This window comes from Streptomyces sp. NPDC005878, from assembly GCF_040629815.1.
Lineage (GTDB): Bacteria > Actinomycetota > Actinomycetes > Streptomycetales > Streptomycetaceae > Streptomyces.
The window spans coordinates 39230-53863 of the sequence record NZ_JBEXWK010000034.1; the positions used below are offsets into that span (position 1 = coordinate 39230).

Consider the following 14634-nt stretch of genomic DNA (forward strand, 5'->3'; position numbering starts at 1 on the left):
GTGTGGTGCTGGTCGTGGCTGTGGGGTTCGCCGTGCAGCACTTCTGGGCGGGCAGGCCCGAGCCCGTGCGAGTCCCGGAGAGGGTGACGGGACCGGTGCCTCCCGTCGTGGCGCCCTCCGCCCGGACGCCCGGCCCGTCCAACCCGGGGCCGACACCCAGCCCTGTGGCCATGACGATGACGGGGAGCGGGGCGAGTGGGGCACCCGGGCCGTCCCCCGGCGGCGGAATCGTCGTGGACGTCAGCGGCAAGGTGCGGAGCCCGGGGATTCGCCGACTGCCGCCGGGGTCCCGTGTCGCTGACGCGCTGGCTGCGGCGGGCGGGGTCCGGGACGGTGTGGATGTCACCGGCCTCAACCGGGCCCGGCTGCTCATGGACGGCGAGCAGGTGGTCGTGGGCGTGCCGGGCGCGGTGCCCGGCGGGGCCCCGCCCGCGGCTGGCAGCGGCGGGAGCGCCGGGGCGGCTGCCGGGACGCCGGTCAGCCTGGGCTCCGCCACGGTGGAGCAACTGGACGCCCTGCCCGGGGTGGGTCCCGTGCTCGCCCAGCACATCGTGGACTACCGGGCTCAGCACGGCGGCTTCCGTTCCGTCGACGAGTTACGGGAGGTCAACGGGATCGGCGACCGCCGGTTCGAGGATCTGCGCCCCCTGGTGCGGCCATGAACCGCCAAGTGGTCCATTCCGAGTCGGACAGCGCCCTTGGCGCCGCGAACCCCCACCAGGAAGGCCCGCCGGACCTCCGCCTGGTCCCCCCGGCGATCGGAGCCTGGGGTGCCGCCGCCCTCGGGCTCAAGGTCCCTGGAGAGTGGGCGGTAGGGGGAGTTCTGGCACTGCTGGCGGTGGCAGGGGTGCTGCTCGGGCCGACGATTCGGCGCCGGGGGAGAGGTGCTGCCCTTTCCGGGAGCGGGAGCGGGGCCGGGGCCCGCGTCCTTGTCGCCACTCCCGAACCTGCCGCTCCCCGACCTGCCAGTTCCGGACCTGCCACTTCCGAACCCGCCACTTCCGAACCCGCCACCGGAGCCAGGGCTGGTCCCTGGTGGGCGAACCGGGTCGCTGTCGCCGCCGTGCTTCTGTGCGCGGCAGCCGGGACCACCGCCGGCGCGCTGCACGCGGCCGAGGCACGCTGGGGGCCGGTGCCGGAGTTCGCCCGGCAGTACGCGCACGCCACCGTCGAGTTGACCCTGACCTCCGACCCCAAGCCGATACGGGCGCGGGCGGCATGGGGTGGGCGGTCGGTGGTGATCCAAGCCCTGGTCACCCGGGTCGTCGGGCCGGACGGTCGGGCCGAGCAGGTGCGGACACCGGTACTGGTGATCGCCCCGGAGGCGTGGCAGCGACTGCTGCCCTCGACGCGGGTGCGCGTGTCCACCCGGCTCGCGCCACCGAGGCCGAACGACACGTGGGCGGCGGCCGTGGTGCGGGTGCCCGAGCGGGCGGCGCCGCAGGTCGTGGGGGAGCCGACGGCGTTGCAGCGTATGGCGGCCGGGCTGCGGGGCGGCTTGCGGGAAGCGGCCGAAGGGCTGAGCCCGGACGCCCGGGCGCTGCTACCGGGGCTGGTCATCGGGGACACCTCGCGGGTCACGCCCGAGCTGCGGGATGACTTCGAGGCGACCGACCTCACGCATCTGATGGCGGTGTCGGGCAGCAACCTGGTGATCGTCCTGGTGCTGCTGATCGGAACCCCGAGCCGTGCCTCGTTGGCCGAGCGAGGTGGCCTCGCCCCGCGGCTGGGCATCTCGCTGCGGGCGACGGCGCTGCTCGGCGGGCTGGTCACCGTCGCGTTCGTGGTGGTGTGCCGACCGGAACCGAGCGTGCTGCGCGCGGCCGCCTGCGGACTCGTCACCCTGCTCGCCATCGCGACGGGCCGCCGCAGATCGCTGATCCCGGCGCTGGCCGCAGCCGTACTGGTCCTGGTGCTGTACGCCCCGGAGCTGGCGGGGAGTTACGGGTTCCTGCTCTCCGTCCTGGCCACGGGGGCACTCCTGACGATCGCCCCGGGATGGAGCGAGACGCTGCGGAGGCGCGGGGTGCCGAGCAGGCTCGCGGAGGTGCTGGCGGCGGCGGGGGCGGCCCAGGCGGTCTGCGCGCCCGTGGTGGCGGTGTTCGCGGCGCGGGTCAGTCTGGTGGCCGTCCCGTGCAACCTGCTGGCGGAGCTGGCGGTGGCCCCGGCGACGGTGCTGGGGTTCGCGGCCCTGGCCGTGGCACCGGTCGCGATGCCCGCCGCCGAGCTGCTGGCGCGGTGTGCGGGCTGGCCGACGGAGTGGATCGCCGGTATCGCCCGGACCGGGGCGTCACTGCCGGGGGCACAGACGGGATGGCCGGGCGGCTGGGGCGGGGGAGTGCTGCTCGCCGTGGTCACGGCCGGTGTGGTGTTCCTGGTCAGACGGCTGCCGCGCCATCCGTGGCTGGCGGCCGGGTGCGCGGTGCTCGTGTTGCTCGCCGTGGTGAGGCCTGCCCCGCTGACCAGGATCGTCACCGGCTGGCCACCGCCGGGTTGGGTGTTCGCGATATGCGACGTGGGGCAGGGCGACGCCACCGTGCTGGCTTCCGGTGAGGGGGCGGCGGTGGTGGTCGACACGGGGCCGGACCCCGCTCCGGCCGACCGGTGTCTGAGGGCTTTGGGCGTCACCCGGATTCCCCTGCTCCTGCTCACGCACTTCCACGCCGACCATGTGGCGGGGCTGGCCGGGGTGCTGCGGGGCCGGGCCGTCGGGGTGATCGAGACGACGACGTTCGAGGAGCCACCCGAGCAGGCCCGGTTCGTCCGCAGGACCGCGGCCCGGGCCGGGGTGCCCGTGGTCCCGGTGGAGCCGGGGGAGTGGCGTGCGGTGGGCGGCCTCTCCTGGCAGGCACTGTGGCCGCTGCCGCCTCCGACAGTGACCCCGGACGGACCGAACGACGCCAGCGTCACGCTGCTGGTCCGGGTCGGCGGGCTGACGCTGCTGCTCCCCGGTGACCTCGAACCGCCCGCCCAGCAGGCTCTGTTGCGAGCGCATCCGGAGCTGCCGCCGGTGGACGTCCTCAAGGTCGCCCACCACGGCTCCGCCCACCAGGACCCCGCGCTTCTACGGGCGGTCCGGCCCCGGCTGGCGTTGATCTCGGCGGGGAAGGGCAACCCGTACGGCCATCCGGCGCCGTCCACGGTGGCGCTGCTCGCCTCATCCGGGGCGCGGGTGCTGCGGACGGACACGGACGGTGCCATCGCGGTGATGGGGAGGGGGAGTCGCAGCGGGAACGGGAGTGGGAGTGGGCCGGGGGGAGGGTTGGTGGCGGTGCCGCTGGGGCGGGGGCCATGAGTCGCCCGTTGGGGTGGGGTCCATGAATCGTGCTGGGCGGCGCCGGCCGGAAGGGGGGTGGGCGGGACGTCGCTAAGGGGCCTCCAGCCAGCCCTCGTACTCCTCGGCCAGTTCGTTCAGGGCCGCCGGGTCGAGGCGCTGGTGCGGGTCCTCGACCACGACCAGCCACTGGGCGTCCTCGGCGTCGTCCTCGCCGGCCAGGGCGTCACGTACGAGCTGGGGCTCCTCGGTCACGGCGAAGCGGGCGGGGAGTTCCTGGGCCACCTCGTCGGCGGCGTCGCGGTCGGGCAGCACCAGTACGTGTCGGGTCACATCACTCACCTGGACATTCTCCTGCACGGGAGGGGTGGACAGGGACGGGGGCGAGGTGGGGAGGGAAGGGGAGGGTGGACAGGGGCGGGGTGGGGTGGGGGTGGGGGCGGGGGCCCCGGGGGGAGAGGGGGAGAGGGAAGGGCCGCTGGGAGTGGGCGGGCGGGGCTGTCAGTAGGGCGTGGGATGCTGGATGGCGATGGCCACCAGGAAGAATTCCACCGACGATCCGCTCGCTCCCCTCACGCTCGCCGTGGGCCAGGAGGACCTGCTGCTCGACCGTGCCGTACAGCAGGTGGTGGCGGCCGCGCGGGCCGCCGACGCCGACACCGATGTGCGCGATCTCGCCTCCGATCAGCTCCAGCCCGGCACGCTGGCCGAGCTGACCAGCCCTTCGCTGTTCGCGGAGCGCAAGGTCGTGGTCGTACGGAACGCGCACGATCTGTCGGCGGACACGATCAAGGATGTGAAGGCGTATCTCGATGCGCCTGCCGAGGAGATCACGCTCGTGCTGCTGCATGCGGGCGGCGCCAAGGGCAAGGGGCTGCTCGACGCGGCGCGCAAGGCGGGGGCGCGGGAGGTGGCGTGTCCCAAGACGACGAAGCCTGCGGAGCGGCTGACGTTCGTGCGGTCGGAGTTCCGGGCGCTGGGGCGTTCGGCGACGCCGGAGGCGTGCCAGGCGCTGGTCGACTCGATCGGCAGCGATCTGCGGGAGCTCGCGTCGGCGGTGTCGCAGCTGTGCGCGGACGTGGCGGGGACCATCGACGAGGCGGTCGTCGGGCGCTACTACACCGGGCGGGCGGAGGCGTCGAGCTTCACGGTCGCGGACCGGGCGGTGGAGGGCCGGGCGGCGGAGGCGCTGGAGGCGCTGCGGTGGTCGCTGTCGACCGGGGTGGCGCCGGTGATGATCACGAGTGCGCTGGCTCAGGGGGTGCGGGCGATCGGGAAGCTGTCGTCGGCGCGGGGCGGGCGGCCGGCGGATCTCGCGCGGGAGCTGGGGATGCCGCCGTGGAAGATCGACCGGGTGCGGCAGCAGATGCGGGGGTGGACGCCGGATGGGGTCGCGTCCGCTCTGCGGGCGGTGGCGGAGGCGGACGCGGGGGTCAAGGGTGGGGGGGATGATCCCGAGTACGCCTTGGAGAAGGCGGTGGTGGCTGTGGCTCGGGCTGCGCGGCCTCGGGGTTGAGGGGGCGTTTGGTTTGCCCCAGCCCGCCCCTTCCCTAAACCCTCCGGGGGACAGGGGGAGGAAGGTGGTTTCCCGGGGGCTTCGCCCCCGGACCCCGTAGCGGGGGCTCCGCCCCCTGCACCCCAGCGGGGGCTTCGCCCCCTGCACCCCAGCGGGGGCTCCGCCCCCTGCACCCCAGCGGGGGCTCCGCCCCCTGCACCCTTGGCCGAACTTCGCCCCCGGACCCCCAGCGGGGGCTTCGCCCCCTGCACCCCTGGCCGGGCTCGGCCCCCTGCACCCCAGCGGAGGCTCTCCCCCCCCGCACCCCCAGCCGGGGCCCCCTGCACCCCAGCAGGGCCCCACCCCCTGCCCCCGCCTTCGGGGCTCCCGGCTCCCCCCCCAAAAAAAACAAAACCCCGCCCCCGCCCAGCCGGACGGAAACGGGGTCGTGCTCAAAGAGTCGCCGCACCCGCGTGGCGAACGCAGGCCGCGTGCGGCGGTGGTGCTGGGTACCGGGGAGGGAGCGGATGAGAGGGCCCGCTGGGTCCCTTCCGGTGGTCTATCAAGTTGGTCAGCCTGGGAGACTGGCCAGGCGAGCGGCCCGGGGGCCGGTCACTTGGGCCGGGTCAGGCAGCCTTGAGGGCGGCAACCTTGGTGGCCAGCGCCGACTTCTTGTTGGCGGCGGCGTTCTTGTGGATGACACCCTTGCTGACGGCCTTGTCCAGCTTCTTGGAGGCGGTGCGGACAGCCGTGTCGGCCGCCTCGACGTCGCCGGCCAGGACAGCCTCGCGGGCCTTGCGGATCGCGGTCTTGACCTCGGACTTGACGGCCTTGTTACGCAGGCGCGCCTTCTCGTTGGTCTTGTTCCGCTTGATCTGGGACTTGATGTTCGCCACGAAAGAGCCTTTTCAGGTTCGATGTATCAGATGGTTGCGACTCGCCGCTGAGAGGGCGGACGAGGCACAGCTGCCCAGGCTACCAGCAGGCCGACTGGCGGCCCAAACCGAGCGCAGTGCCGTTCCCATGGGACGATGGGGGCTACGTATCGATCCGACATCGCCCGAGACGAGACGCCCCGCGTCTCAAGAATCAGGACCCTGCGTGCCCGCGACTCCTACCAACGTGCCCGAGCCGAGCCGTACCGACCCGGCTCTGATCCGCAATTTCTGCATCATCGCGCACATCGACCACGGCAAGTCGACCCTTGCCGACCGGATGCTCCAGCTGACCGGTGTGGTCGACCAGCGGCAGATGCGTGCTCAGTACCTCGACCGGATGGACATCGAGCGCGAGCGCGGCATCACGATCAAGAGTCAGGCCGTGCGGCTGCCCTGGGCCCCCACCGAGGGGCCGGGCCAGGGCAGCACGCACATCCTTAACATGATCGACACCCCGGGGCACGTGGACTTCACGTACGAGGTGTCGCGGTCGCTGGCCGCCTGTGAGGGGACCGTCCTGCTCGTCGACGCCGCTCAGGGCATCGAGGCGCAGACCCTGGCGAACCTCTACCTCGCCATGGAGAACGACCTCACGATCGTTCCCGTCCTCAACAAGATCGACCTGCCGGCCGCGCAGCCCGAGAAGTTCGCCGAGGAGCTGGCCAACCTCATCGGCTGCCAGCCCGAGGACGTGCTGAAGGTCTCCGCGAAGACCGGGGTCGGCGTGGACGCGCTGCTGGACCGCGTGGTGCGCGATGTGCCCGCGCCGGTCGGTGTGGCCGACGCCCCCGCCCGCGCGATGATCTTCGACTCGGTCTACGACTCGTACCGGGGCGTCGTCACGTACGTCCGTGTCGTCGACGGCCAGCTCAACAAGCGTGAGCGGATCCGGATGATGTCGACCGGTGCCACGCACGAGCTGCTGGAGATCGGGACCAACTCGCCGGAGATGCTGCCCGCCGACGGGCTGGGCGTCGGTGAGGTCGGCTACCTGATCACCGGTGTGAAGGACGTCCGCCAGTCCAAGGTCGGTGACACCATCACCTCCCTGCACCACGGCGCCACCGAGGCGCTCGGCGGGTACAAGGACCCCAAGCCGATGGTCTTCTCGGGTCTGTATCCGCTGGACGGGTCGGACTACCCGGACCTGCGCGAGGCGCTGGACAAGCTCCAGCTCAACGATGCCGCGCTGGTGTACGAGCCGGAGACCTCGGCGGCGCTGGGCTTCGGTTTCCGTGTCGGCTTCCTCGGCCTGCTCCACCTCGACGTGATCCGTGAGCGGCTCGAGCGCGAGTTCGGGCTCGACCTCATCGCCACCGCTCCCAACGTGGTCTACCGGGTGGTTCTGGAGGACGGCAAGGAAGTCACCGTCACCAATCCGAGTGAGTTCCCGGAGGGGAAGATCTCGGACGTGTACGAGCCGGTCGTGCGGGCGACGATCCTCGCGCCGAGCGAGTTCATCGGTTCGATCATGGAGCTGTGCCAGACCCGGCGCGGCACCCTGATCGGGATGGACTACCTCTCCGAGGACCGCGTCGAGATCCGCTACACGCTGCCGCTCGCGGAGATCGTCTTCGACTTTTTCGACCAGCTGAAGTCGAAGACGCGGGGGTACGCCTCGCTCGACTACGAGCCCACCGGCGAGCAGTCCGCCAGCCTCGTCAAGGTGGACATCCTGCTCCACGGCGACAAGGTGGACGCCTTCTCGGCGGTCACGCACAAGGACGCGGCGTACGCGTACGGTGTGCGGCTCGTCGCCAAGCTGCGCGAGCTCATCCCCCGGCAGGCCTTCGAGGTGCCCATCCAGGCCGCGATCGGCTCCCGGGTGATCGCCCGCGAGACCATCCGCGCCATCCGCAAGGACGTCCTCGCCAAGTGCTACGGCGGTGACATCTCCCGTAAGCGGAAGCTGCTGGAGAAGCAGAAGGAAGGCAAGAAGCGGATGAAGATGGTCGGTTCCGTGGAGGTTCCGCAGGAGGCCTTCATCGCGGTGCTGTCCAGCGACGAGTCTGCGAGCAAGAAGAAGTGACCGGCGAGTAGCCGACCGGTGCCGTGACGGACCCCCGCTCTTCCGAGCGGGGGTCCGTTCGTTATGAAACCACCTTCCGCTGCCTCTTACGCGGCGGGGCGGGGGCGCTCTACTCTGATCACGGCCCGATGGTTACTCGCCAGTTAAACAAGAAGCAGCCGCAGCCCTGCCGCAGGCCAGCCCGGAGGACGTCGTGAGCGACACACATACCTTGATCGAGAACCGGCCACCGTCCGTGGCGGCCCTCTTCGTCCAGCGCGTGGAGGCCACTCCGGACCTGGAGGCCTACCGCCATCCGGTCCCGGCCGTCGGCGGCCAGGGGCCCGATGAGTGGAAGTCGCTGAGCTGGGGGCAGGCCGCCGAGCGGGTCTACGCGATCGCGGCCGGGCTCGTCGATCTGGGTGTGACCGCCGAGCAGCGCGTGGCGCTGTCCTCCTCCACCCGGATCGAGTGGATCCTCGCCGACCTCGGGACGATGTGCGCGGGCGGCGCGACCACCACGATCTACCCGCAGACCAACGCCGAGGAGTCCGCCTACATCCTGGGCGACTCCGAGAGCCGGGTGCTCTTCGCGGAGAACGCGGCCCAGCTCGCCAAGGCCCGTGAGCGCCGCGCCGAGCTGCCGGAGCTGAAGCACGTCGTGGTCTTCGACGCGGCCGGCGCCGAGCCCGTCGAGGGCGACCCCGAGGGCTGGGTGCTCACCCTCGCGGAGCTGGAGGCGCGCGGCGCCGCGTATCTGGAGAAGCACCCGGACGCGGTCAAGGAGCGGATCGCGGCGATCACCTCCGACCAGCTGGCCACGCTGATCTACACCTCCGGGACGACCGGCCGCCCCAAGGGTGTGCGGCTGCCGCAGGACAACTGGTCGTACATGGCGAAGGCGATCGCGGCGACCGGGCTGATCAGCGCCGACGACGTCCAGTACCTCTGGCTGCCGCTCGCGCACGTCTTCGGCAAGGTGCTCACCTCCGGGCAGATCGAGGTCGGGCACGTGACGGCCGTCGACGGCCGGGTCGACAAGATCATCGAGAATCTGCCGGTGGTCCAGCCCACCTACATGGCGTCGGTGCCCCGGATCTTCGAGAAGGTCTACAACGGCGTCGCCGCCAAGGCGCGGGAGGCCGGCGGGGCCAAGTACAAGATCTTCCAGTGGGCGGCCGAGGTGGCCCGCGAGTACGCCAAGGCCAGTCAGGACAACTTCCGGCGCACCGGCCGGGCGACCGCCCCCTTCGGGCTCACCGCCAAGCACAAGGTCGCGGACGCGCTGGTGTACGCGAAGATCCGCGAGGCGTTCGGCGGGCGGCTGCGCGCGGCGGTCTCGGGTTCGGCGGCGCTCGCGCCCGACATCGGCTTCTTCTTCTCCGGCGCCGGAATCCACATCCTGGAGGGGTACGGGCTCACCGAGACCAGCGCCGCCTCCTTCGTGAACCCGGGCGAGGCCTACCGGACGGGCACGGTCGGCAAGCCGCTGCCCGGTCTTGAGGTGCGCATCGCGGACGACGGCGAGATCCTGCTGCGCGGCCCCGGCATCATGGAGGGCTACCACAACCTGCCCGAGAAGACCGCCGAGGTCCTGGAGTCGGACGGCTGGTTCCACACCGGTGACATCGGCGAGCTGTCGGCGGACGGCTATCTGCGGATCACCGACCGCAAGAAGGACCTGATCAAGACGTCCGGCGGCAAGTACATCGCGCCGGCCGAGGTCGAGGGCCAGTTCAAGGCGGTCTGTCCGTTCGTCTCCAACATCCTGGTGCTCGGCGCCGACCGGAACTTCTGCACCGCGCTGATCGCCCTCGACGAGCCCGCGATCCTGGGCTGGGCGAAGGACCACGGGGTCACCGGCTCGTACGCCGACGTGGTCGCGAACCCGGAGACGGTGGCGCTGATCGAGGGCTATGTGAAGCGCCTCAACGAGGACCTCCAGCGCTGGCAGACCATCAAGCAGTTCCGGCTGCTGCCGCGCGACCTCGACGTGGAGCACGGCGAGCTGACCCCGAGCCTCAAGCTGAAGCGGCCGGTCGTCGAGCGGGAGTACAAGGACCTGATCGACGAGATGTACTCGGGCTCGCGCGAGGCGTAGCGGCGGCGGGCGGGGGCGTCCAGCAGCGCGCCCCCGCCGAGCGCTCAGCGGCGCCCCCGCCGCATGTCCCGGACGATCGTCTCCAGCGCGGTCAGCCGCAGCCGCAGGTCACCGGCGTCGCCCGGTCCCTCGCGCACCAGCTCGTCCTCGATCGCGGCCAGCAGCTCCGCCATCTCGCCGAGCTGCTTCTGCTCCCGGGCGAGCAGCAGTTCCAGCTGGCGGTTCTTGCGGTGCAGTTCGAGGAAGACGTTCACCTTGGCCCGCAGCACCCACGGGTCGAACGGCTTGGTGAGGAAGTCGGCGGCGCCCGTGGCGTAGCCCCGGAAGGCGTAGTCGCTGTCGCCCTCCGCGCCGGTCAGGAAGATGATCGGCACGTCCTTGGTCTGGTCGAGGCGCTTGAGGTTGGCGGCGGTCTCGAAGCCGTCCATGCCCGGCATCCGTACGTCGAGCAGCACCACCGCGAACGACTGCCGCAGCAGCGCCTTCATCGCCTCCTCGCCCGAACGGGCCCGCACCAGCGGCTCGTTGAGCGTGCCGAGGACCGCCTCCAGGGCGGTCAGGTTGTCCTCCCGGTCGTCGACGAGGAGGATGCTCGCCCGGTCGGCGGACGGTACCGCTGTGCTCATCGTGTCGCCTTTACGTGGTCGGCGGAGCGGTGGCGGGGTCCTCGGGGCCGGCCGGCTGCTTCGGTACGGACGCGCCTGTCCTGCCCGGGGGCGCCGCGCCCTCGCCCTCCGGGTCGAGCAGCGCGCACACCACGGTGAGCAGGCGGTCCACGTCGACGGGCTTGGGCACGTACTCGTTGGCGCCCTGGGCGATGGACTTCTCGCGGTCGCCGGGCATGGCCTTCGCGGTCAGGGCGACGATGGGCAGTTCGGCCCACAGGGGGCTGCGGCGGATGGCCTCGATCGTCTCGTAGCCGTCCATCTCGGGCATCATGATGTCCATCAGGACCAGCTCGACGTCCGGGTTGCGCTCCAGGGCCTCGATGCCCTCGCGGCCGTTCTCCGCGTACAGCACGGGCATCCCGACCCGGCCGAGCACATGGGTGAGGGCGAAGACGTTGCGGATGTCGTCGTCGACGATCAGCACCCGCCGCCCCGGCAGCACCTGTCCCGCGCGGCCCTCCTTCCACTGCTCCAGCCTGGTGGTGGTGGGCCAGACGTCGTCCTGGTCGGCCACCGCAAGGGGCTCGGAGGCGGCAGGCTGGGCCGGGTCGGCGGTGAGCCTCGGGAGCTGGTCCGGTTCGGCGCCCACATGGCCGGGGTGGAGCACCGGCACGTACAGGGTGAAGGTGGAGCCGCGGCCCGGTTCGCTCTCGGCGATGATCCGGCCGCCGAGCAGGCCCGCGATCTCGCGGCTGATGGAGAGGCCGAGGCCGGTGCCGCCGTACTTGCGGTTGGTCGTGCCGTCGGCCTGCTGGAACGCCTCGAAGATCACCGGGAGTTTCTCGGGGGCGATGCCGATGCCGGTGTCGGTGACCTGGAAGGCGATCAGGTCGTCCGTGCCCAGCACCCCGTTGTCCGGGTCCTTGATCCGGTTGACGCGGAGTTCGACGCGGCCGGAGGAGGTGAACTTGATCGCGTTGGAGAGGAGGTTGCGCAGGATCTGCTGGAGCCGCTGCTCGTCCGAGTACATCTCGCGCGGCACGTCCTCGCCGACCGCGACCTCGAAGGCCAGGCCCCGGTCGAGGGTGATGGGGCGGAAGGTGGCGTGGACGTAGTCGAGCACCTTGATGAGCGGCAGCTTCTTGGGCCGTACGTCCATCCGGCCGGCCTCGATCTTCGACAGGTCCAGGATGTCGTTGATCAGCTGGAGCAGGTCGGAGCCGGAGCGGTGGATCGTGCTGGCGAACTGGACCTCCTGGTCGGAGAGGTGGTCGTCCGGGTTGTCGGAGAGCAGCCGGGCCAGGATGAGCAGCGAGTTGAGCGGGGTGCGCAGCTCGTGCGACATGTTCGCCAGGAACTCCGACTTGTACTGGGAGCTGGTCGCGAGCAGGGCGGCCTTCTCCTCCAGCTCGGCGTTGGAGCGCTGGAGTTCGGCCTGCTGGCGCTGGAGTTCGTCCGAGCGCTCCTGGAGCTGGATGGCGAGCCGCTGGGACTCGCTCAGCAGCGACTCGGTACGGGAGTTGGCGATGATGGTGTTGATGGCGACGCCGATGGTGTTCACGAACTGGTCGAAGAAGGCCAGGTGGACGTCGGAGAAGCGGGAGAAGGAGGCCAGTTCGATCACGCCGAGGAGCTTGTCCTCGAAGAGGATCGGGATGATCACGACACTGGCCGGGGACGCCTCCCCGAGACCTGAGTTGATCTTGATGTAGTCCGGCGGCGCCTCCTCCAGCAGGATCCGCTTCTTCTCCAGCGCCGCCTGGCGCACCAGGCCGTGGCCCGGCATGCCGGTGGTGTCGACGGTCGCGCCCTGCGCCGAGCCGTAGCCCGCGATGAAGGCGAGGCCCTTGGTGGTCGACGTCGTACGGGACGGGGTGCCCTCGTTGCCCGGGTCGGCCAGGAAGAACGCGCCGTACTGGGCGTTCACCAGCGGGGTCAGCTCGCGCAGGATCAGGTCCGCGACCTCCATCAGGTCGCGGTGGCCCTGCATCAGACCCGCCAGGCGCGCCAGGTTCGACTCCAGCCAGTCCTTGGCGCGGGTCGTCTCGCGCAGGTTGGACACCATCAGGTTGATGTTGTCCTTCAGCTCCGAGACCTCGCCCCGGGTCTCCACGGTGATCGAGCGGGACATGTCGCCCTGGGCCACCGCCGAGGCCACCTCCGCGATCGCGCGGACCTGGGTGGTGAGGTTCAGGGCGAGCTCGTTGACGTTGGTGGTCAGGCGCTTCCAGGTGCCGTACACGCCCTCGACCCGGGCCTGGCCGCCCAACTGGCCCTCCGAGCCGACCTCGCGGGCGACCCGGGTGACCTCGGAGGAGAACGAGGAGAGCGTGTCCACCATGGTGTTGATGGTGGTCTTCAGCTCCAGGATCTCGCCGCGCGCGTCCACGTCGATCTTCTTGGAGAGGTCGCCCTGCGCCACGGCGGTCGCCACCTGGGCGATGTTGCGCACCTGGGAGGTGAGGTTGTCCGCCATGTAGTTGACGTTGTCGGTGAGGTCCTTCCAGACGCCGGAGACGCCGAGGACCTGGGCGCGCCCGCCCAGCCGCCCGTCCGTGCCGACCTCGCGGGCGACGCGCGTCACCTCGTCCGCGAACGCCCGCAGCTGCTCCACCATCGTGTTGACGGTGTCCTTGAGCTCCAGGATCTCGCCCCGCGCGTCCACGGTGATCTTCTTGGAGAGGTCGCCGTTGGCGACGGCGGTGGTCACCTGGGCGATGTTGCGTACCTGGGAGGTGAGGTTCGACGCCATGAAGTTGACGTTGTCCGTCAGGTCCTTCCAGACCCCCGACACCCCGCGCACCTGCGCCTGGCCGCCGAGGTTGCCCTCGGTGCCGACCTCGCGGGCGACGCGGGTGACCTCGTCGGCGAAGGCGGAGAGCTGGTCGACCATGGTGTTGATCGTCGACTTCAGCTCCAGGATCTCGCCCTTCGCCTCCACGGTGATCTTCTTGCCGAGGTCGCCCTGGGCCACCGCCGTCGAGACGAGCGCGATGTTGCGCACCTGGGAGGTGAGGTTGTCCGCCATGAAGTTGACGTTCTCGGTGAGGTCCTTCCAGACCCCCGAGACGCCCCGGACCTGGGCGCGCCCGCCGAGGTTGCCCTCGGTGCCGACCTCGCGGGCGACGCGGGTCACCTCGTCGGCGAAGGCGGAGAGCTGGTCGACCATGGTGTTGATGGTCGACTTCAGCTCCAGGATCTCGCCCTGCGCGTCCACGGTGATCTTCTGGGAGAGGTCGCCGTTGGCGACGGCGGTGGTCACCTGGGCGATGTTGCGCACCTGGGAGGTGAGGTTCGACGCCATGAAGTTGACGTTGTCCGTCAGGTCCTTCCAGACCCCCGAGACGCCCCGGACCTGCGCGCGCCCGCCCAGCCGGCCCTCGGTGCCGACCTCGCGCGCGACCCGGGTCACCTCGTCCGCGAAGGCGGAGAGCTGGTCGACCATCGTGTTCACGGTGAGTTTCAGCTCAAGGAGTTCGCCGGTCGCCTCGACCGTCACCGTACGGGTGAGGTCGCCGCGCGCCACCGCCGTGGTCACCGCCGCGATGTCGCGGACCTGCGCGGTCAGCCGGGACGCCATGGTGTTGACGGCCTCGGTCACGTCCCGCCAACTGCCGCTCAGCCGCTGCACCTTGGCCCGCCCGCCCAGCCGGCCCTCGGTGCCGACCTCGCGCGCGACCCGGGTCACCTCGCCGGTGAAGAGGGAGAGCTGGTCCACCATCTTGTTGACGGCCCGGCCCAGCCGGCGCAGATCCCCGCGCAACTGGCGGTTCCCGTCGTGGAGGTCGACCCGCTGGGTCAGATCACCGCCCGCCACCGCGTCCAGGACGCGCGTGGCGTTCGCCGCCGGTACGACCAGGGCGTCGATCAGGGTGTTCGCGCTGTCCACCCCGGCCGTCCAGGCGCCCTGCCCCGGGCTCGCCGCCAGCCGCTCGTCCAGCCGGCCGTGGCGGACGACCTCGCGGCGCACCCGTCGCAGCTCGTCCGTGAAGTGCTGGTTGCGCACGGCCACTTGATTGAAGATCGCGGCGAGCTCGGCGGGTATCCCCTCGTGCGTCTCCTGGAGCCGGACCCCGAAGTCCCCGTCCCGCAGCGCCGTCATCGCGGCCAGCAGCGGGCGCAACTCCAGTGCCCGGATCCACTCCCCGCCCTCGGGCGGCGCGGCGCTGTCTCTGTTCATCCCGGTCATCCCGGCCCACTTCAGTGACTC

General features: G+C 71.2%; 9 protein-coding genes. 5 read left to right on the forward strand and 4 right to left on the reverse strand.

The genetic code is table 11. The features are described from left to right. Positions 1-170 precede the first annotated feature (170 nt). Together ABZ404_RS33635 and ABZ404_RS33640 are read left to right on the forward strand one after the other, a co-directional pair. Positions 171-662: a ComEA family DNA-binding protein gene (locus ABZ404_RS33635; protein WP_358832425.1), complete on the forward strand. Its 492-nt coding sequence runs from the start codon at positions 171-173 to the stop codon at positions 660-662. Next, positions 659-3295 carry a ComEC/Rec2 family competence protein gene (locus ABZ404_RS33640; RefSeq protein ID WP_358832424.1) on the forward strand — a complete coding sequence of 879 codons (2637 nt, stop codon included), beginning with the start codon at positions 659-661 and terminating at the stop codon, positions 3293-3295. Before ABZ404_RS33635 ends, ABZ404_RS33640 begins: the two co-directional genes overlap by 4 nt. 72 nt (positions 3296-3367) lie before the next feature. Here the strand turns inward: ABZ404_RS33640 and ABZ404_RS33645 are convergent, their stop codons facing one another. Further along, the gene (locus ABZ404_RS33645) at positions 3368-3616 is read right to left on the reverse strand and encodes a hypothetical protein (protein WP_358832423.1); all 249 of its coding nucleotides are present in this window, start codon (positions 3614-3616) and stop codon (positions 3368-3370) included. A 187-nt stretch (positions 3617-3803) separates the two neighbouring features. Between ABZ404_RS33645 and holA the strand changes: the two genes are divergently transcribed. Next, positions 3804-4790 (forward strand): DNA polymerase III subunit delta, encoded by a 987-nt coding sequence (gene holA, locus ABZ404_RS33650; RefSeq protein ID WP_358832422.1) that lies wholly within the window; start codon positions 3804-3806, stop codon positions 4788-4790. A 605-nt stretch (positions 4791-5395) separates the two neighbouring features. Here holA and rpsT read toward each other — a convergent pair. Beyond that, positions 5396-5665, reverse strand: coding sequence for a 30S ribosomal protein S20 (gene rpsT / locus ABZ404_RS33655; protein ID WP_101388267.1), 270 nt, complete (start codon positions 5663-5665; stop codon positions 5396-5398). A gap of 205 nt (positions 5666-5870) precedes the next feature. Here rpsT and lepA point away from each other — a divergent pair, with 205 nt between their 5' ends. Beyond that, positions 5871-7736, forward strand: a complete 1866-nt coding sequence (gene lepA / locus ABZ404_RS33660; protein WP_358832421.1) for a translation elongation factor 4 — start codon at positions 5871-5873, stop codon at positions 7734-7736. Positions 7737-7929: 193 nt separating this feature from the next. Beyond that, positions 7930-9816 carry a long-chain fatty acid--CoA ligase gene (locus ABZ404_RS33665; RefSeq protein WP_358832420.1) on the forward strand — a complete coding sequence of 629 codons (1887 nt, stop codon included), beginning with the start codon at positions 7930-7932 and terminating at the stop codon, positions 9814-9816. Between the two features lie 44 nt (positions 9817-9860). Here ABZ404_RS33665 and ABZ404_RS33670 read toward each other — a convergent pair whose 3' ends face one another. Continuing rightward, positions 9861-10442 (reverse strand): response regulator, encoded by a 582-nt coding sequence (locus ABZ404_RS33670; protein WP_358832419.1) that lies wholly within the window; start codon positions 10440-10442, stop codon positions 9861-9863. Positions 10443-10452: 10 nt separating this feature from the next. Further along, on the reverse strand, positions 10453-14604 hold the full coding sequence (locus tag ABZ404_RS33675; protein WP_358832418.1) for a HAMP domain-containing protein: 4152 nt from the start codon (positions 14602-14604) through the stop codon (positions 10453-10455). Between the last annotated feature and the right edge of the window lie 30 nt (positions 14605-14634).